Here is a 20,022-nt window from a genome sequence, read left to right as displayed (position 1 = left end):
GCGAGAATTTTCCTATATTTTCCATAATCCTTACATGTTTTTTATTTATAATAAAGTTAACTTATGCTATAATTCTATTATAAATAAAGTTAGATATCTTCTTGGAGGGTGAAGAATCAAACTATAAATCGTGAAGAGGAGAACTGAATATGGCTAAGAAAAAGTGTGTAACAAAGACCTACGTACTAGACACCAATATCTTAATTCAACAGCCAAATTCCATTTATGGCTTTGATGACAATGATGTTGTAATTACATCTACCACATTACAGGAGCTTGATAGAAAGAAGAGTGCACCTGGTGAAGTTGGTTATCATGCAAGAGAGGCAATTAGACTTATAGATTCTTTGAAACATGATGGAGATTACTTGAAGGGAATTCCACTTCCGCATGGTGGCAGATTTTTAATTGATCCAGATGGAATTAATAAAGACAATCTCCCACAGGGTTATAGTCTTGAAAAAGCGGATAATAGAATTATTAGTTCAGTTATTACAAGAGCTAATAATACAGAAGATCCTGTAATTTTAATTACTAATGATGTTTCGATGCGTATTAATGCAATTTGTTGTGGCGTTGAAACTCAGGGCTATCATAACGAGGAAATTGACAATGAGGATGATATTTATACAGGTCGATGCGAGGCCTATATTGATGGAAAATCCTTTAATGAGTTAATAACTGGTGGAAGTGTAGGAGTCCTTGATGGATTTAAATTTTATGAAGACGAAGACAGAGAAGTAAAAGTTGAGGAAAACGAGTTTTGTTTAGTAAGAAACGCAGATAAACCCACAGATACAGCCCTTGCGATTTGCAGAGGTGACGTGCTTTATAGAATCAAAGATAACATGCATCCTTTTGGTATAACTGGTAAAAATGTAGCGCAGAAATTTGCACTTTATGCACTTATGGCACCACCTGAAGAAATACCGTTAGTTATTCTTCGTGGACCTGCAGGTTGTGCAAAGACTTTTCTATCCCTTGCTGCGGGACTTGATGAAAGCTACAGCCAGGGTGGAAGAGGAGATGTTAGATATCAGAAGGTCATGATTACAAGAAACAACGTCCTTTCAGATGCAGACATCGGTTATTTACCAGGAACTCTTGAGGAGAAAATGGGACCTCTTGTCGCACCATTTATCGATAACCTTGAGGTTTTACTTAAGGCTAATGAGAAAAATGAATCTATGGATATGATTCATACTCAGATCGATGATTTGCTTGAGGATGGAATTTTGGAAATTTGCTCAATGGCTTACATGAGAGGTCGTTCAATTACTGGTTCTTATTTAATTATTGATGAGGCTCAGAATGCCACAGTTGGCCAGATTTTGGAGATTATTTCAAGAGCTGGTATGGGAACAAAGGTTATTGTTGCCGGTGATCCTGACCAGATTGATAATCCAAAGCTTGATAAGATTAATAACGGTCTTGTATTTGCTGCTGAGAAGATGCGAGGCAGTAACCTATGTGCACAGTTAGTCTTTGATAGAAACGAATCTGTTCGAAGCCCACTTGCCATGGAAGCTGCTAAGAGACTTACTTTGTAGGGTTGTAAAAAAGCGACATAGTTGCTTTGGAGTTAATGAGTTGAAAGTAAGAGACACATTTTCATAAAAAGAAAAAATATAAGCGTAGTCGAAAGCTAGGAAGAAAAATTCTTTTCTAACTTTTGGCTACGCTTTTTTTGAATAAACGTGACGTCGAAGAAACATATTAATCTCGGCACCAATAAAGATAATGCAGAGACAGAAGTATGCCCAAACTAGTGCGATTACAAGGGTTGAAAGACCACCATACATTAAAGAAAAGTTTGGTGAATTTTCTACCCATAAAGAGTAGAGGTAGGAGAAAAGTAACCAACCTGCAGCGGCAAAAATTCCTCCTGGAAGCTCTCGTAAAAAGTTTGTATTTTTCCTTGAGATAATGGTAAATACGGAGGTAAATAAAATACTTAAAATTATTGGTAAAAGCAGATCTTTACTAAAAAGAATGGTACCAAAAATGTCCGAAATAAAAGGAATGTGATTTAAATATTTTATTATGAACATAAAAATGTAGTTACCAAAGACAAGGATACAAAGGCTTGCAGCAATTATGAATATAAAAATGATTGCTGAAATGCTTGAAATGATTCGCATAAAGAGCCAGTTTGGATAGTTTTCGATTTCATAAATTTGGTGGAGTCCCTTAATCATTGCAAAAAATCCTTTTCCGGCGGCCCAGATAAGCGCAATTGCTGTAACAACAGTAATGGATGCGGATGATTGATAGGCACTAGTTATAAAGCTAGCGGCTATGGGCTGTAGGGATGCAGGAATTATTGGAACGATGTATTCTATTAAGTCTTGGCTTGTGACTGGTAAGTATCGCATTAAACTTAAGAGTGCCATTAAGAAGGGTAGGATACTTAAAACAATGAAGTAGCAGGCACTTGCTGCGTATTCGGATACCCTGTCCTTGGCTAATTTGTTGGCACTGTCTATAAAAATATGATAGAATTTTTTGGACTCTAAATTTTTCTTGGCATTGTCGATTTTCTTTTTCATAAAAGTTACCTAACTTATCCCCGTTCATTAGATTTAAAGTCATTTCTCTAAATAATAAAAATTACTTATATATTAATTATACCTAATTTTCTTAATCTTGCAATAATAGTTTATTTTAGGTAAAATAATAGGGTTATGTAGGCCATTTTCAAAGGTCTATAAAATTATAAAGGGAAGATAAAAATATGAGTATAAGCGTAAAATTACAGGTGTTTGAGGGGCCACTTGATCTTCTGCTTCATTTGATTGATAAAAATAAGGTTAATATTTATGACATACCTATTTCCATGATTACTGAGCAGTATATGGAATATGTGGATGCGCTAAAGGATGAGGATTTAAATGTTGTTTCGGAGTTCCTTGTTATGGCTGCCACACTTCTTGATATTAAAGCGAAAATGCTTCTTCCTCGCGAGGTTAACGAAGAAGGCGAAGAGGAAGATCCAAGAGCTGAATTAGTTGAAAAGCTGCTTGAATATAAGCTTTTTAAGGCAATGGCTATGGAGCTTAAGGATAAGCAGATGGATGCTACAAAGTCTTATTATAGAAAGGAGAGTATTCCTCCTGAGGTAAGTAACTACACTCCACCAATCGATTTAAATGAGGTGGTGTCAGGCATCGATTTGACTAAGTTGAATGCAATTTTCCATGATGTACTTCGTCGTAAAGAGGAGAAGATTGATCCTGTTAGAAGTAAGTTTGGTAAGATTGAAAAAGAAGAGGTATCTATGAGCGAGAAGTTAGTAGATATCAAGGCTTTTATGAAGAATTATAAGGCCTTTAGCTTTAGAGAATTACTAGATGCTAATTCAAGTAAGGTTGCGGTTATTGTTACATTTTTAGTAATACTAGAACTTATAAAGACAGGTTTTGTAACCGTTAGACAGGACAACACCGCAGATGACATATTTATTACAGTAATTAATGATCCTGATTTAATCGAGGACATAGAGGAGGATTAATAAATGACCATAGAACAGACAGAAGCTGTTATTGAGGCAGTTTTATTTACAATGGGTGATTCAGTTTCTGCAGAACATCTAAGTCTTGCAATAGAACATGATGTTGATACAACAATTAAGCTTATTCACAATATGATGGATAAGTATGAGGCAGAAGACAGAGGAATTCGAATTATCGAGCTTGATGGTAAATTCCAGCTTTGCACAAAGCATGAATACTACGATAATTTGATTAGAGTTTGCTCACAGCCTCGTAAATATTCACTTACAGATGCAGCTCTTGAGACTTTGTCAATCGTTGCTTACAAGCAGCCAATTACTAAGATTGAGATTGAGAAGATCAGAGGCGTAAACTCAGACCACAGCGTTAGTAAGCTTGTGGAGCTTAATTTAATCAAGGAGGTTGGCCGTCTTGATGCTCCAGGTCGTCCAATGCTTTTTGGTACAACAGAGGATTTCTTAAGAAGCTTTGGAGTTTCTTCTATTGATGAACTTCCTGCAATTTCTGAGGACATGGTTGAGCAATATAAGGAAGAGGCAGAACTTGAAATTGCCAAGGAAGATTTTGATAATAATCTAGATTCTGGCGAGGAACAATTGACACTTAATATTTAATTGAATACAATTTAAGCGTTAGAAATTTTTAGGAGTAAATGTTATGTTAGAGATTAAAGATCTTTCTTATCAGGTTGAAGATGAGAAGGAAAAGACTAAAGAAATTATTGACCACTTAGACCTAACAGTTGAAGATGGTAAATTTATCGTAATTACAGGACCTAACGGCGGCGGTAAGTCAACTCTTGCCAAGCTTATTATGGGTGTGAACACTCTTACATCAGGTAAGATTATTTTAGATGGTGAAGATATTTCAGATCTTAATATTACAGAGAGAGCAAAGAAGGGTATTAGTTTTGCCTTCCAGGCTCCAGTACATTTTAAAGGAATTAGAGTTGTAGACTTACTTAGACTTGCTGCTGGCGAGAAGATTACTACAATTGAGGCATGTGAGTACCTTTCAAAGGTAGGCTTATGCGCTAAGGACTATGTTAATCGTGAGGTAAATGCATCTCTATCCGGTGGTGAATTAAAGCGTATTGAAATTGCTACAGTTCTTGCAAGAGGAACAAAGCTTTCAATCTTTGATGAGCCAGAAGCTGGTATTGATCTTTGGAGTTTCCAGAACCTTATAAAAGTTTTTGAAAATATGAGACAGGAAATCAAGGGTACAATTATTGTTATTTCCCATCAGGAACGTATCTTAAACATTGCCGATGAAATCGTTGTTATTGAAAATGGTAAGGTTAAGAAGAAGGGTTCAAGAGACGAGATTTTACCTGGATTACTTGGTACACCTGCTGCAGCTAGTATTGCATGTGAGAAATTAGGAGGTGACAAATAATGGGACTTGATGCTATTCAGAAGAATATATTACATGAAGTTGCTAACTTAGACAGCATTCCACAGGGGGCTTATAATATTAGAGCTAATGGTAAAAGTGCGGCTAGAAGCAATTCTGCTAATATTGAAATTGTATCTAAAACTGACAAACCAGGTATTGATATTATTATTAAGCCAGGCACTAAGGGCGAAAGCGTACATATCCCAGTTGTTTTAACTGAGAGTGGCCTTAAAGATATGGTTTACAATGATTTCTACATTGGTGAAGGCGCAGATGTAACTATTGTTGCAGGTTGCGGTATCTCTAACTGTGGTGATCAGGATTCACAGCATGATGGTATTCATTCACTACATGTAGAAAAGAATGCTAGAGTTAAGTATGTTGAAAAGCACTACGGTGAAGGCGATGGCAAGGGCTCACGTGTCCTTAATCCTGTTACTAATGTTTATCAGGAAGAGGGCAGCTACGTAGAGATGGAGATGGTACAGGTTAAGGGTGTTGACTCTACTGTTCGTACTAACTATGCTGAACTTAAGGCTGGTGCTACACTCCTTATTCATGAGGCTTTAATGACTCATGGTGAGCAGAAGGCAACATCAGATTATAAGGTCGTTTTAAACGGCGAAGGCTCATCTGCTGATGTAGTTTCTCGTTCTGTTGCAAAGGACGATTCTGAGCAGATTTTCGAAGTTTCAATTGAAGGTAATACAGCATGTAACGGTCATGCAGCTTGTGATGCAATTATTATGGGTAATGCTCACGTTGTTGCTATTCCAAAGCTTGATGCGAAAAATGTTGATGCTGCACTTATTCATGAAGCTGCCATTGGTAAGATTGCTGGTGATCAGTTAACAAAGCTTATGACTCTTGGTCTTACAGAAGAAGAGGCAGAAGAGCAGATCGTTGCTGGTTTCTTAAGATAGTAACTTGTATAAAAAAATTCTTGATATACAGAAATAAACTGTTTATTGAGAGCAATAGATTTTCTTATATATAATTATGAAGAACAATAACATATCACATCGTAAAGGATTAGAGACTTACCCTTCGGGTTTCGTCTCTAATTTTTTGTGCAAAAGTCAATTTAAAAATTTATGAAAAAAATATCAGGGAGGAACTTTTAACATGCCAACAGGAATAATTATTAATGTCTTGTCAGTTTTTATAGGAGGAATTGTAGGTACATTTGCAGGCCACTTACTAAGCCTAGACTTTAAGGAAAAACTAAATATGATTTTTGGCGCCTGTGCAATGACCATGGGAATTAATGCCATAACTGAGATGGAAAATATGCCAGCGGTGATTTTCTCAGTGGTTGTGGGAACTGCCCTTGGTCTTGCAATTCACTTTGGAGATAAGATTACTTGGGCTTGTTCTAAAATGGAGCTTGTGGTTTCTAAGTTTGTTCACCAGAAGTCAACAGGTCTTTCAGAGGAAGAGTTTAGTAACACACTTGTAACTATCATCGTATTATTTTGCGCAAGTGGAACAGGAATTTATGGCTCAATCGTATCAGGAATGACAGGAGATCAGTCAATTTTATATTCAAAATCCATTCTTGATTTCTTTACAGCAATTATTTTTGCATGTTTACTTGGTGCAGTAGTTTCTGCTATTGCAATCCCTCAGTTTGTAATCTTTATGATTTTATTTTTACTAGCAGGAGTGATTTATCCCCTTACAACACCAGCTATGATTGGGGATTTTAAGGCTTGTGGCGGAATTCTACTTCTTGCCACCGGCTTTAGAATGATTAAGGTGAAAATGTTTCCAACAGCAGACATGATAATAGCTATGATACTTGTAATGCCCGTAAGTTATTTCTGGACTAGTGTGTTAGGAATGTAAATTTTTTACAAAATTTGGTCAGCTTTTGCTGGCCTTTTTTTATTGCAATTATTTTTGTATAATAAGGACTAGAAAAAGAAGGGAGAATTTTATGGTTATTGCGGTTAGTGCTTGTCTGTTAGGAAAGAATTGTAAATACAATGGTGGAAATAATAGAAACGAAAAAGTTTTAGAATATATAAAGGGACATGAGGTAATTCCTGTCTGTCCTGAAGTTTTTGGTGGACTTCCAACTCCAAGAGATGCATCAGAAATTGTTAAGGGTGTGGTTCGTCATAAAAATGGAGTATCAGTAGATAAAGAATTTAGAGAAGGGGCACGTATTGCCCTTGAAAAGGTATTAAATTCTGGGGCAGAGCTTGTTATTTTACAGTCTAGAAGCCCTTCCTGTGGGCCTGATACTATCTATGATGGTACATTTTCAAAAAAATTAATTCCAGGAGATGGAGTTTTTGTGCAGCTTCTAAAAGAACACAATATTAAATATATCGACGTTAAGGATTTATAAAAAATTTACTTGCCATAAGACTATACATTTATTAGAATTAAGGAAGATTACAAACAAATATTGATGCCCATGGCCACCGGGTTGTGGGAGTAACATCATTTCTTTACCGTTAGGTCTTAGAAGGTGAGAAAGCTAAATTTAAGGTAAGGAGAATTAAAGATGTTTAGAAAAATGAGAAGATTCAAGCAACAGTTAGAAAATGACGAGTGTATCGAGATTTTAAAGAATACCAAAAGAGGCGTTCTATCCTTGTTAGGTGATGAGGGCTATCCTTACGGTATGCCAATTAATCATTTCTATTCAAGTGAAGATGGCAAGATATATTTTCATGGAGCTAAGGAAGGTCATAAGATTGATTCAATTAAGGCTTATGATAAGGCAAGCTTTTGCGTCTACGATGAGGGCTATAGAAAAGAAGGCGATTGGGCCCTTAATATAAAGAGCGTTATCGTTTTTGGAAAAATCAGACTTGTGGAGGATGAAGAAACTGCTAGAAAGATTTGCACAGAGCTTGTAAAGAAATTTACAGATGACAATGAATATCTTGAAAAGGAAATGAAGGCTGCATTCTCAAGAGTACAATGCTTAGAGCTAGTGCCTGAGCATATAACTGGTAAGCTTGTTAACGAATCGTAGTAAGCAGGCTTCAAGTAAGCTAGCTAGAATTGGTTACACTAATATAATTGAGTTTGGTGGCATCATTGATTGGACCGGAGAAATTGAACGCAGTGTAAGCAATCCCTCGCTTTAAAAGCGTAAGCTTTAAGCGGGGGTATAAAGCTTACTAGTGTCAGAAGGGGTTAAAGCCCCTTCTGACAGGTGGCACAAAGTGCCACTGCGTTCATGAGGAAGTAGCGAAGCGGATTCCGAATGTCCGCTTTACAAATAAAGACATTATGAGATTTGTGGGCAAGCCTTAGGGCTTGCCTTTTTCTCATTTGTAGGAGATAGATAGTGACGAGAAAAATAGATTATATTCATTATTACTTGAGAAATTTTTAAAATGAAAGTATAATCAAGTCAGTTTGAGTTAAACAACAATGAATATTTTGGAGGTGCAAATAATGTTTTGCAGAAAATGTGGAAACCAATTGCCAGATACTGCCAAATTTTGTCCTAAATGTGGTACTCCGGTAAAAAGAGTAGATAATCAGCAGCTTGGAATGACAAATGTTTCACAAGGAGTTAACGAAGCTCCTGAAATTATTCAGCAGGCTCCAGTTAATGAAGCTCCTGTTGATAATATGATCACAGAAGATATTGGCGGTTTAGCTGATAAGATCATGGAAATGACAGACACTAACATGAATTCTACAGGTGAGGGTGAGGCTGTAGAAACTAAAAATCAGGCACCAATGATGGATGTGCCAGTAAATCAGGCACCAATGCTGGATGCGCCAGTAAATCAGGCACCAATGATGGATGTGCCAGTAAATCAGGCACCGATGATGGATGCGCCAGTAAATCAGATGCCATACCAGGGCCAGCAGATGCCAAATCAGCAGATGCCATACCAGGGCCAGCAGATGCCAAATCAGCAGATGCCATATCAGGCTAATCCAATGCAAAATATGGCAGCAGCTCCAGTTAAGAAAGCTAAAGCTGCAAAGGCTCCTAAGCCAGCTAAGACTCCAAAGCCAACTGGTGAGAAGAGCTCTAATAATAAGATTATAATCACAGTTATGGGACTTGTAATTGTATGTCTCATAGTGGTTATTGCTTTACTTTTCTCAAAGGATTTCTTTAATAAAGATAAGTCAGATAGTGCTAATAGTCAGGTAACTACAGTTAGCGATGATAATAATACAAGTTCAAAGAGCAATAAGAACAAGGATAAAGAGACTGAAAGCAGCACAAAAGCTGAGACAGAATCTACTGATAATTCAGAATATGTTATTGCAGATAGTGACACACGTTTACTTACAAGGGAAGATCTTGTAGGACTTACTCAGGAAGAGCTTCGAATTGCAAGAAACGAGCTTTATGCAAGACATGGTAGAAAATTCAATGATGAAGCACTTCAGAGCTATTTTGACTCTAAATCATGGTATAAAGGTACAATTGAGCCAAACGATTTCACTGACGACATGTTAACTGAAACTGAATTAAAGAACAAAGATACAATCGTGTCTTATGAGGAGGAAATGAACTACAGATGATAAAGAGCTTAAAACTAGTATTTTTACCAGTGATTTTTGCATCAATTTTACTAGGTTGTGGGAATTCTACTAAGAATACTGCAAGTGAAACTACTGAGGCAGAGACAGAATCAGTTACTGAAAATGTAGTCGAAGAAACTACAACTGAAGAGGAAAGCACAACAAATGGCTACGTGATAGTTATTGATGCTGGTCACCAAGCTAAAGGTGATTCTAGTTTAGAACCTGTAGGACCTGGTGCATCTGAAAAGAAAGCCAAGGTTTCTAGCGGAACTCGTGGAGTTTCTACAGGACTTTATGAATATGAACTAAATTTAGCAGTTTCTTTAAAGCTTCAAGCTGAGTTAGAGAGTCGTGGCTATGAGGTCATTATGGTTAGAACTACTAATGATGTAAATATTAGTAATAGCGAGCGAGCAAAGGTTGCTAATGATGCAAATGCAGACGCATTTATTAGAATCCATGCTAACGGTTCGACTAATTCTAGTGCTAATGGGGCTATGACTATTTGCCAAACCTCTTCAAATCCATACAACGCAAGCCTTTATTCTAAGAGCAAGTCACTTTCAACAAATGTGTTAGAGAAAATAGTTGCTGCTACTGGATGTAGAAAGGAATACGTTTGGGAGACTGATACAATGAGTGGAATTAACTGGTGTCAGGTTCCTGTAACTATTGTTGAAATGGGCTATATGACAAATTCTAATGAGGACTATTTGATGTCCACAGATGCTTACCAGAACAAGATTGTAAATGGTATTGCTAATGGAATTGATGCTTATTTAGGACTGTAATTATTTATTACCGGTGGGAAATTATCCTACCGGTAATTTTTTTTACAAAAAACTTAATTTTGTTTGAGTTTATTATCTTAATATGTAACAATATAAATGAACAATAATTTTATGAAAAAAGGAGATATTATTATGAGTGGGGAAGTTCTTGGATTTGTAATATGGATTATTGTTGGTTTTATAATCATGTTTTTAGGCGCAATAGACATTTTTTCAAAAAAACCAGCAAGATTTTGGGCAAACTCTGAACCCTTTGAGGTTAAAGATGTTAAGGCTTATAACCTAGCAACAGGATTATTATTTATTGCTTATGGCTTAATCTTTAATTTACTGGGTTTACCAATTTTAATGGGACATAATAACCCTTATATTATTCTTTCAATGGTGGGAGTAATGTTTGAGACTATTGCAATGATGGTAATTTATAGTTTAGTTATTACAAAAAAGTATAAGAAGTAGGAGATAATTAATGAAAGAATTTATTAATGAAGTTTCATTTAAGGATTGGGTAAATATAATATTGACAGCTTTAGGTATACTTTTACCATTTATAATTAGCTATTTTAATAGACTGTTTAAATCAAGATTAGAGGATATTTTAGATGATAATAAAAATGAAAAATCAAGTATATTTTTTGATTATGTTTATATTGTTATTGCTAAATATGTATGTGCAAGTTGTTTAAAAGAATTTAATAATTTTATCCTTTTAATTTGCTTTGGAATACTATATCTATATGTTTATATTATTGTACTGTTGGAATCGATAAAAGGTTTTAAGCTAGAGAATATAAATGTTATAAAAAATATTCGTAATCATTTAGATGGATATCTGTTTGGGTGTTTAGCAACAATGGTGTCTTTTTTTGTCTTTTGTTCAATTTCATATAATTATATGGATGATGTCATAGTTTTATCTATGATAATTATAATTACAAGTTTTGTTGATTATCTCGTGTTTTATAATTTTTTTGTTTTAATTCCAAAAGAGAATTCTGACATTAGAATTAAATATAAAGGTGATGAATTACACATATATAAAAAACTAAATAATGGTTATTTATTATGTGGTAAAGAAAAATATATTAAAGATGCAAGTAATATAATCCCAATTAATATAAAGGATATTTTAGAAAATAATGAAGAATATAAAATTTACTATTTAAAAAACGATAAAATGGAGTATAAAAATAATCACCAACCATGTGGTACAAGTAAAGAAGCTGAAATTGGAGAAGTTGCTTCAGATGAAGAAAGTGTTTAATGTAAGGATAAATGCTTTGCGTTGTTTCCCTTCCCTTGCATTCATTTTCCAAAACTCTTATACTAGTTCGGTAAAATATTTTACTATTTACTAAAGTTTAAGAGCACAGGAGGAAAAAATATGAGAAAGACTTTACTTATTAGCACACTTGCTTGTCTTATGCTTATGACTGCTTGTTCAGCTAATGAGACTAAAACAAACGAAGGGGAGACTACTACTAAGACTCAGACAGAAACAGTAACTGAAACACAAACTGATAGTTTAGAAGCTGATAACGAGGAACGCGTTGAGGCTTATCTTGATTTAGTTGAGAAGATGTCTGCAAAATCATGTAATGTTTATGGTGAACCAATTGATAGACTTTTTGATGATGATACAATGAATTTATTTGCTATTAATGATATTGATGGTGATGGTAAATTAGAGCTTATTGTTTCTTGGGATGATGCAGCTTATGTCTATACATGGGGCGGTGTTTATGAGTATGACGTGGATAAGGATGAGTTTATAGACGAAGGCTTATCTAGCATGATGTTAACATTTTACGATAACGGCGTAGCTTACTTGCCTTGGTATCATAATCAGGGCTATGGTTATATGAATCCATACGATGCCTATAAGTATGATGAGAGTACAGATAGTTATAAGCAGGTTTTATCAGCCGATTCTTGGGACAAGGATATAGAGCCTACTGATTATCCTGATAATGTGGATGTTGAAAATGCAGGCACTGTATATTTTGTTGGTTTAAACGGCAACAGTATCGACTACGAAAATCCAATTTCTAAGTCCGAATATGAAAAAATATATAATCAGGTTTTTGAGAATTCAAATCCAGTAGAACTTAATTTTTATTATATGAGTACAGATGGTGTTAGTTCATATAAGTCTGAAAATTAATAATTTTCAAATGTAATATAATTTAGCTATAAAGTTTTTTGCTAAAGCAACCGATATAGTTTCTAGATTAGTCTTACCAGGCTTTTCTAGAAACTTTTTTTTTAGGGTAAATGGATTTACCCGCGTTTACGGAAAGGAGTCCGTTATGAAGGTTGAAAGCAGTGTTATTTCTTTTGCCACAACACATGAAGAGAGTTATTACAGTTATAAAGAGTCTGTAAGTATGGATGTTGCGGCATCTAAAGGGGCAGTAATTGCCATTCTTGATTTGTCAAAAGAATCAAAGGCTATGACCATGAAGGAGGCCATGCTAAGTTACCAAAAACAGGAGAAAGAAAACGAAAAGAAGCATAGAGAGGAAAATGAAGTAAGAAATCTTAATTCTCTTGCTAAACTCCTAAAGGCTAACAAAAACTCTAATCAATATCAGATTAGCGATGAGCTAGATATGAAGATTAAGATGATTAAAGAGATTTTAGCGGCCCTTGCAGGAAAGAAGGTAAGTAAGGATTTTTTGCGTAATTATGAAAATGTAAAGCCTTCAGGAAATTCTAAGAAAAACGTGGCGGCAGGAATTGCCACTAGTTCTAGCAATGCATTTTCATCCTCAACTTCAGTGACAGGACTAGTTATTAGCCCTTCTGAAAATAGAGGAGTTAGCAATGGTACAGCCAGACAGAAAATCACAGCAAGTACAGGTTTTGTTTCAGAACAGGAAAGCACTACATTTTCAAGCACAGGAAAAGTGGTGACAGCAGATGGTAGGTCAATCGACTTTAACCTTGAAGTTGGCATGTCTAGGGCTTTTATGGCAGAGACCAACCTGCTAGAGGTTAAGGACTACATTAAGATGGACCCGCTTGTAATTAACTTAGATAGCAATATTACTAGTGTTTCTGACCAGAAGTTTTTCTTTGATTTGGATGCAGATGGGGATGAAGAAAAGATTTCCTTTGCAGGGGAAGGTTCGGGCTTTTTAGCCTTGGATAAAAATAATGATGGCGTAATTAATGATGGTTCCGAACTTTTTGGTACAAAATCAGGGGATGGCTTTAAGGATTTAGCTGCCTTCGATGAAGATGGCAATGGCTGGATTGATGAAAATGATTCTATATTTAATAAGCTTAAGGTTTGGACAAAGGATAGTGAAGGAAGAGATTTGCTTATTGATTTAAAGAAGGCAGATGTGGGGGCAATTTATCTTGATAGCGCCAATAGTCAGTTTAGCTTAAAGGATAGCGATAATAATCTAAATGCAGAAATTAAAAGGACTGGAGTTTATCTAAAGGAAAGCTCTGGGGCTGTGGGCACAATTAGTCACGTTGACCTTGTTTTGTAAATTTTCCTTATTAGTTTAGAAAATCTTAATTGGACATTAGATGTGTTTTGCCTTACATTAGTTAGTAGATACTAATTATTATATACAAAAAGCTGACTTTACAAGTTAAAAATTCAATAGTAAACTTGTAACTGTTATGATTTTTAATGATTATAACTTTCAATTTAAGCAAGAATGCTTGATAGAATTTTTCAAAACACATTTAGATCCTTTTTGGGATTGGAACTAGGAGGAAATTGATTATGGAAAGAGCTAATGCTTGGAAGACATACGATGCTGCTACTAAGAAAGCTGTTTTTGATTTTGCAGAAGATTATAGACAGTTCATTAGCAAGGCTAAGGTAGAAAGAGAGTGCGTAACAGAATCTGTTAAGCTCGCTAAGGCAGCTGGTTATGAAGATTTAAATGAAGTTATTAAGGCTGGCAAGACTTTAAAGGCTGGCGATAAGGTTTATGCAGTTAATATGAAGAAGGCTATCGTGTTATTTAACATCGGTGAAGAGCCGCTTGAGAATGGTATGAACATTTTAGGTGCTCATATTGATTCACCAAGACTTGATATTAAGCAGAACCCATTATATGAAGATACAGAACTTGTTTTACTTGATACTCACTACTATGGCGGTGTTAAGAAGTATCAGTGGACAGCAACACCTCTTGCACTTCACGGTGTAGTTGCATTAAAGGACGGTTCAGTAATTGATGTTACTGTTGGTGAAGATCCATCTGACCCAGTTCTTGGTGTATCTGACTTACTTATCCATTTAGCTGCTGAGCAGATGGAAAAGAAGGGTAGCAAGGTTGTTGAAGGTGAAGCCCTTGATGTTTTAGTTGGTAGCATGCCAGCAGAAGGCGAAGAAGACGAGAAGGAATTAGTTAAGAAGAACATCTTAAATATCCTTAAGGAAAAGTACAATATCGAAGAAGAGGACTTCTTATCAGCTGAACTTACAATGGTTCCAGCAGGTCCTGCTAGAGATTACGGTTTAGATAGATCAATGATTATGGGTTACGGTCATGATGATAAGTCTTGTTCTTACCCATCACTCATCGCTTTATTTAACTCACAGAACTTAAAAAAGACTGGTGTTTGTATCCTTGTTGATAAGGAAGAAATCGGATCTGTAGGTGCTACAGGTATGCAGTCTAAGTTCTTTGAAAATATGGTCGCTGAACTTATGGATAGATGCGGAGATTATTCTGATCTCAAGCTTAGAAGAGCACTTGCTAACTCATTTATGTTAAGCTCTGATGTTTCAGCTGCATTTGATCCAAACTATGCATCAGTATTTGAGAAGAAGAATTCAGCTTACTTTGGCCGTGGTGTTGTATTTAATAAGTACACAGGCGCTCGTGGTAAGTCAGGTTCTAACGATGCTTCAGCTGAGTATGTTGCTAAGATTAGAAAGATCTGCGATGATAACAAGGTTAACTTCCAGACAGCTGAACTTGGTAAGGTAGATGCAGGTGGCGGCGGAACAATCGCTTACATCTTAGCTAACCTCGATATGAACGTAATCGATAGTGGTATTGCAGTTCTTAACATGCATGCTCCACATGAGATTATTTCAAAGGCTGACCTTTGGGAAGCTCTTAAGTGTTATGAAGCCTTCTTAAAGGATGCTTAAAATCACTTGATATATACTTATCTTTAGGTTAAAATTAGATAGCTTAATTTAATGCAAGCCCTGATACTATTTACTTTAAATAGATTTTATTGGGGCTTGTAGTTTTTATGTAATAAAAAGAAATGGAGAAATAAGGATGAAGTGGAATAAATATTCAATAAAAACTACAACTGAAGCGGTGGATTTAATCAGTGCTTCTTTATCGGAACTTGGAATTGAAGGAATCGAAATCTGTGACAACGTTCAGTTAACTAAGGAAGAGGCTAAATCTATGTTTGTTGATTTTATTCCAGATTTGCCAGAAGATGATGGAAGCGCAGTTGTTAACTTCTATCTTGACTCAGAGGATGATGACCATACAATCTTAGATAAGGTTAAGGATGAAATCGAGAGCCTACGTATCTTTTGTAATGTAGGTGAAGGTACAATCACTGAATCAGAGACAGAGGATAAGGATTGGATTAACAACTGGAAGCAGTACTGGCATACCTTTAACATCGGCGACCTCTACATTAAGCCAACTTGGGAAGAGGTAACTGAAGAGATGAAGGGACATCCTATTCTTTCAATAGATCCAGGAACTGCCTTTGGTACAGGTTCCCACGAAACAACTCGTCTTGTAATTAGACAGCTTCAAAAGTATGTTAAGTCAGGGGACGAAGTTTTAGATGTAGGCTGTGGTAGCGGTATCTTATCAGTAGTTGCTCTTAAGTATGGCGCAGGTCATGCCTTTGGAACAGATCTTGATCCTAATGCTATTATTGCAAGTCATGAAAATGCTGACCAGAATGACATTTCTCACAGCCAGTTAGAGGTCATTGAAGGTAATATTATTGATGACAAGGCAATTAAGGATGCTTGCGGTTACGAGAAGTACGATATCGTCTGCGCTAACATTTTAGCAGATGTACTTGAACCTCTCTCAACATGCATTCACGAGCATATGAAAGTTGGCGCTTACTTCATTACATCAGGTATCATCGATAGCAAGGAAGAAGAGGTTGTTACTGCATTTGAGAAGAATCCTCACCTTGAAATCGTTGAAGTTAACCATGATGGTGAATGGGTAAATGTTACAGCAAGAAGAGCAAACTAAAGGTTGGTGTAGACTATGTATCATTTTTTTGCAGAACATGAGAACACATTTGAAGAGGAAGGCTATATTGATATAGTTGGTGGAGATGTTAATCATATTAAAAATGTACTGCGACTAAAGACAGGCGACGAAGTCTTAGTTAGTACAGGAGATAATCTTGATTATTCTTGCCTTATTGATAGCCTCTCAGATGAGCTTGTAAGGGTAACAATTAAGGAGAAACGTGAGAAGACTAATGAACTTCCAATTGAGGTTTATCTCTTTCAGGGTTTACCTAAGCAAGATAAGATGGAACTTATTATTCAAAAATGTGTCGAACTCGGTATGACTGGCTTTTACCCTGTATCTATGAAAAGATGCATCGTTAAGCTTGACAAAAAGAAGGCAGACAATAAAATAAAACGATGGAATGAGATTTCTTTAAGTGCTGCTAAGCAGAGTAAAAGAAGCATTATTCCTAAGGTGGAATCACCAATGTCTTTTACAGAAGCACTAAAAGAAGCTGGAAAGCTTGATAAGTTAATACTTCCTTACGAATGTGCTGATGGAATGGCACATACTAAGGATGTGGTTAATTCTATAAAGCCTGGTGATAAGGTGGGCATTTTTATAGGTCCTGAAGGCGGCTTTGATAGAGACGAGCTTGATAGGGCTATTGAGGCAGGTTGCGAGATAGTTACTCTAGGAAAGAGAATTCTTAGAACTGAAACTGCAGGCCTTATGCTTATGAGCGTGCTTATGTATAATTTTGAAGAATAAAGACATTTTTAAAGAAATATTTAATCGCGACATTAGATAGTTACGAGATTTGGAGTGTGAAAAATGGAAGCGTATTTAGATAATTCAGCAACTACACGTACAGCAGATCCTGTTGTGCAGATTATGATTGAGGCCATGCAGGTTAACTACGGTAACCCATCGGCTAAGCATATGAAGGGTGTGGAAGCTGAAAACTACGTTAAGGAAGCAGCAAGCATTATTGCTAAGAGCCTTAAGGTATTAGATAAAGAGATTCTTTTCACATCAGGTGGAACAGAATCTAACAATACAGCAATTATAGGAACTGCCATGGCTAATAAGCGTAGAGGTAATCACTTAATTGTTAGCTCAGTTGAGCATGCCTCAGTTAAGGAGCCTTTCAATTTTCTTGAAAGAGAAGGCTTTAGAGTAACTTACCTCCCTGTAAACTCAGAGGGTATTGTGGATTTAGAGGCTTTAAAGGAAGCTCTTGACGAGGAAACAATTTTAGTTAGCTGTATGCACGTTAACAATGAAATTGGTGCCATTGAGCCAATTGAAGAAATCGGACGTATCGTTAAAGAATACAATCCAGATATTATTTATCATGTGGATGCTATTCAGTCTTACGGTAAGTTTAGAATTTACCCCAAAAAGCTTGGCATCGACCTTTTATCAGTAAGTGGTCACAAGATTCATGGCCCTAAGGGCTCAGGATTTTTGTATATAAAGGACAAGACTCGCATCAAGCCTATTATTTACGGAGGTGGACAGCAAAAGGGTATGCGTTCTGGTACTGAAAATGTTCCAGCAATCGCAGGTCTTGGAAAGGCTGTTGAACTCATCTATAATAGTGATTTTGATAAGAAAATTGAACATCTCTACGAAGTTAAGGATCATTTAATTGATGGTCTTGAAAAGATGGAAGATGTGCAGATTAACAGTAAGAGAGACGGAGAGTCAGCTCCTCAGATAGTTTCAGCTAGTTTTAAGGATGTTAGAGCAGAAGTTTTACTTCATGCCCTTGAGGAAAAGAACATCTACGTATCTTCAGGTTCAGCTTGTTCTTCAAACAAGCCAGGTCTTAGCAATACTTTAGTGGCTATTGGACTTGCTAATAACCTATTAGATTCAACAATAAGATTTAGCTTTAACTATGAAACAAGCATCGAAGAAATTGATTATGCACTTGATGTTTTAAATACATTGGTGCCTCAGTTACGTAGATTTGTTAGAAAGTAATTGTCGCAACTGCTTTAGCAGTTTAGTACTAAGAAGAAAGGAAACAATATGTACAAGGCTTTTTTAATTAAGTATGGTGAAATTGGCGTTAAGGGTAAGAATCGTTACCTTTTCGAAGACGCTTTAGTTAGACAGATCAAGCACGCTTTAAAAAATGTAGAGGGTGAATTTGATGTTATTAAGAGACAGGGTAGAATCTATGCTAAGGTTTTATCTGATTCTTATGATTATGATGAGACTATTGAGGCACTTTCAAGAGTATTTGGTATTCATGGAATTTGCCCTGTAGTTCAGATTGAAGATAATGGCTTTGAAGATTTAGCAGCTCACGTAGTTGACTATATTGGCAAGGCTTATGAAGATAAGAACTTTACCTTTAAGGTAGAGTCACGTCGTGCAAGAAAGAACTATCCAAAGAACTCTATGGAAATCAACATGGATTTAGGTGAGGCTATTCTTACAGCCTTCCCTGAAACAAAGGTTGATGTACATAATCCAGAAGTTTTAGTTCAGGTTGAAATTAGAGAAATCATTAACATTTACTCAATTGAAATCCCTGGTCCTGGTGGAATGCCAATCGGAACTGCAGGTAAGGCAATGGTTCTTTTATCAGGCGGTATCGATAGCCCAGTTGCAGCTTACATGGTTGCAAAGCGTGGTGTTGAAATTGAAGCAACATATTTCCATGCACCTCCATACACTTCAGAACGTGCAAAGCAGAAGGTTGTTGACCTTGCTAAGATCGTTTCTAAGTATGCAGGTCCTATCACACTTAACGTAGTAGATTTCACTGAGATTCAGTTAGCTATTTATGAAAAATGTCCACATGACGAATTAACAATCATCATGAGACGTTTAATGATGAAGATTTCAGAAGACTTAGCAAAGCAGAGCGGTTGTAACGGCTTAGTAACAGGTGAGTCAATCGGACAGGTTGCATCTCAGACAATGGCCAGCCTTACATGTACTAACGAAGTTTGTACACTTCCAGTATTTAGACCAGTTATTGCTTTTGATAAGCAGGATATCATCGATATCTCAGAAAAGATTGGAACATACGAGACATCAATCTTACCTTACGAAGATTGCTGTACAATCTTTGTTGCTAAACATCCAGTAACAAAGCCAAACTTAAGTGTAATTAAGAGACACGAACACAATTTAGATGAAGTTATAGACGAAATGTATGAAAGAGCAATGAGCACAGTCGAAAAAATAGTTTGTGAGTAATGTAATAACTAGTGAAACTAGTTATTATGTAGCATCATGCTGATTGCCGAAGGCAATTTTAATGCATGATGTTCCCCCTTGTAAAAAAAGCCCCAGCCTTTAAGGGCTGGGGCTTAGTTAATAATATTATTCAACGATATATGGCTTTAATACAGAAAGAATTGTATCAATGTCGTTCTCTGCGTGGATATTAAGGTCGATTGGCTTTGAAAGGTCAAGAGAGAAAATACCCATGATTGACTTAGCGTCAATTACGTATCTACCAGAAACTAAATCAAAGTCAACATCGAACTTAGTGATATCATTAACGAAAGACTTAACTTTATCAATAGAGTTTAATGAAATCTGAACAGTCTTCATTTTGTC

At 36.1% G+C, this 20,022-nt stretch carries 21 protein-coding genes; 19 read left to right on the top strand and 2 right to left on the bottom strand.

Going from position 1 to position 20,022, the window contains the following annotated elements; translation table 11 throughout:
- Positions 1–149: 149 nt before the first annotated feature.
- Complete coding sequence (locus tag BLQ66_RS05375; protein ID WP_074521278.1) at positions 150–1,550, top strand: PhoH family protein; 1,401 nt, start codon at positions 150–152, stop codon at positions 1,548–1,550.
- Between the two features lie 126 nt (positions 1,551–1,676).
- Here BLQ66_RS05375 and BLQ66_RS05370 read toward each other — a convergent pair whose 3' ends face one another.
- Complete coding sequence (locus BLQ66_RS05370) at positions 1,677–2,549, bottom strand: YihY/virulence factor BrkB family protein (RefSeq protein WP_074521277.1); 873 nt, start codon at positions 2,547–2,549, stop codon at positions 1,677–1,679.
- A gap of 185 nt (positions 2,550–2,734) precedes the next feature.
- Between BLQ66_RS05370 and BLQ66_RS11885 the strand changes: the two genes are divergently transcribed.
- From BLQ66_RS11885 to thiI, 18 genes are all read left to right on the top strand, one after another.
- Positions 2,735–3,511 (top strand): segregation and condensation protein A, encoded by a 777-nt coding sequence (locus BLQ66_RS11885; protein ID WP_027430632.1) that lies wholly within the window; start codon positions 2,735–2,737, stop codon positions 3,509–3,511.
- A gap of 3 nt (positions 3,512–3,514) precedes the next feature.
- Positions 3,515–4,126 carry an SMC-Scp complex subunit ScpB gene (gene scpB, locus BLQ66_RS11880; protein WP_074521276.1) on the top strand — a complete coding sequence of 204 codons (612 nt, stop codon included), beginning with the start codon at positions 3,515–3,517 and terminating at the stop codon, positions 4,124–4,126.
- 43 nt (positions 4,127–4,169) lie between these two features.
- Positions 4,170–4,910 (top strand): ABC transporter ATP-binding protein, encoded by a 741-nt coding sequence (locus tag BLQ66_RS05355; protein WP_074521275.1) that lies wholly within the window; start codon positions 4,170–4,172, stop codon positions 4,908–4,910.
- On the top strand, positions 4,910–5,833 hold the full coding sequence (locus BLQ66_RS05350) for a SufB/SufD family protein (protein ID WP_083330275.1): 924 nt from the start codon (positions 4,910–4,912) through the stop codon (positions 5,831–5,833). The genes BLQ66_RS05355 and BLQ66_RS05350 overlap by 1 nt, the downstream gene beginning before the upstream one ends.
- 202 nt (positions 5,834–6,035) lie before the next feature.
- On the top strand, positions 6,036–6,758 hold the full coding sequence (locus BLQ66_RS05345) for a DUF554 domain-containing protein (RefSeq protein ID WP_074521273.1): 723 nt from the start codon (positions 6,036–6,038) through the stop codon (positions 6,756–6,758).
- Positions 6,759–6,849: 91 nt separating this feature from the next.
- The gene (locus BLQ66_RS05340) at positions 6,850–7,266 is read left to right on the top strand and encodes a 2-thiouracil desulfurase family protein (protein ID WP_074521272.1); all 417 of its coding nucleotides are present in this window, start codon (positions 6,850–6,852) and stop codon (positions 7,264–7,266) included.
- Positions 7,267–7,425: 159 nt separating this feature from the next.
- The gene (locus BLQ66_RS05335) at positions 7,426–7,902 is read left to right on the top strand and encodes a pyridoxamine 5'-phosphate oxidase family protein (protein WP_074521271.1); all 477 of its coding nucleotides are present in this window, start codon (positions 7,426–7,428) and stop codon (positions 7,900–7,902) included.
- Between the two features lie 428 nt (positions 7,903–8,330).
- Positions 8,331–9,425: a YARHG domain-containing protein gene (locus BLQ66_RS05330; protein ID WP_180364696.1), complete on the top strand. Its 1,095-nt coding sequence runs from the start codon at positions 8,331–8,333 to the stop codon at positions 9,423–9,425.
- Positions 9,422–10,219, top strand: coding sequence for an N-acetylmuramoyl-L-alanine amidase (locus BLQ66_RS05325; protein WP_074521269.1), 798 nt, complete (start codon positions 9,422–9,424; stop codon positions 10,217–10,219). The genes BLQ66_RS05330 and BLQ66_RS05325 overlap by 4 nt, the downstream gene beginning before the upstream one ends.
- Before the next feature lie 132 nt (positions 10,220–10,351).
- Positions 10,352–10,678 carry a hypothetical protein gene (locus BLQ66_RS05320; RefSeq protein ID WP_074521268.1) on the top strand — a complete coding sequence of 109 codons (327 nt, stop codon included), beginning with the start codon at positions 10,352–10,354 and terminating at the stop codon, positions 10,676–10,678.
- 10 nt (positions 10,679–10,688) lie between these two features.
- Positions 10,689–11,483 (top strand): hypothetical protein, encoded by a 795-nt coding sequence (locus BLQ66_RS05315; RefSeq protein ID WP_074521267.1) that lies wholly within the window; start codon positions 10,689–10,691, stop codon positions 11,481–11,483.
- Between the two features lie 120 nt (positions 11,484–11,603).
- Positions 11,604–12,383 carry a hypothetical protein gene (locus BLQ66_RS05310; RefSeq protein WP_074521266.1) on the top strand — a complete coding sequence of 260 codons (780 nt, stop codon included), beginning with the start codon at positions 11,604–11,606 and terminating at the stop codon, positions 12,381–12,383.
- 145 nt (positions 12,384–12,528) lie between these two features.
- On the top strand, positions 12,529–13,722 hold the full coding sequence (locus BLQ66_RS05305; protein WP_074521265.1) for a hypothetical protein: 1,194 nt from the start codon (positions 12,529–12,531) through the stop codon (positions 13,720–13,722).
- A 242-nt stretch (positions 13,723–13,964) separates the two neighbouring features.
- Positions 13,965–15,350 carry an aminopeptidase gene (locus tag BLQ66_RS05300; protein ID WP_074521264.1) on the top strand — a complete coding sequence of 462 codons (1,386 nt, stop codon included), beginning with the start codon at positions 13,965–13,967 and terminating at the stop codon, positions 15,348–15,350.
- A 136-nt stretch (positions 15,351–15,486) separates the two neighbouring features.
- Positions 15,487–16,446: a 50S ribosomal protein L11 methyltransferase gene (prmA, locus tag BLQ66_RS05295; protein ID WP_074521263.1), complete on the top strand. Its 960-nt coding sequence runs from the start codon at positions 15,487–15,489 to the stop codon at positions 16,444–16,446.
- Positions 16,447–16,461: 15 nt separating this feature from the next.
- Positions 16,462–17,205: a 16S rRNA (uracil(1498)-N(3))-methyltransferase gene (locus BLQ66_RS05290; RefSeq protein WP_027430643.1), complete on the top strand. Its 744-nt coding sequence runs from the start codon at positions 16,462–16,464 to the stop codon at positions 17,203–17,205.
- A 63-nt stretch (positions 17,206–17,268) separates the two neighbouring features.
- Complete coding sequence (locus BLQ66_RS05285; RefSeq protein WP_074521262.1) at positions 17,269–18,426, top strand: cysteine desulfurase family protein; 1,158 nt, start codon at positions 17,269–17,271, stop codon at positions 18,424–18,426.
- 48 nt (positions 18,427–18,474) lie between these two features.
- The gene (gene thiI, locus BLQ66_RS05280; RefSeq protein ID WP_074521261.1) at positions 18,475–19,656 is read left to right on the top strand and encodes a tRNA uracil 4-sulfurtransferase ThiI; all 1,182 of its coding nucleotides are present in this window, start codon (positions 18,475–18,477) and stop codon (positions 19,654–19,656) included.
- A 126-nt stretch (positions 19,657–19,782) separates the two neighbouring features.
- On the opposite strand, the gene BLQ66_RS05275 is transcribed toward thiI, so the two are convergent.
- Positions 19,783–20,016 (bottom strand): HPr family phosphocarrier protein, encoded by a 234-nt coding sequence (locus BLQ66_RS05275; protein ID WP_027430646.1) that lies wholly within the window; start codon positions 20,014–20,016, stop codon positions 19,783–19,785.
- Between the last annotated feature and the right edge of the window lie 6 nt (positions 20,017–20,022).

This window comes from Lachnospira pectinoschiza (assembly GCF_900103815.1).
GTDB classification, from domain to species: Bacteria; Bacillota; Clostridia; order Lachnospirales; family Lachnospiraceae; genus Lachnospira; species Lachnospira pectinoschiza_B.
The sequence above is the reverse complement of the archived record's forward strand: the minus strand, read 5'-3'. Positions and strand labels throughout refer to the sequence as shown.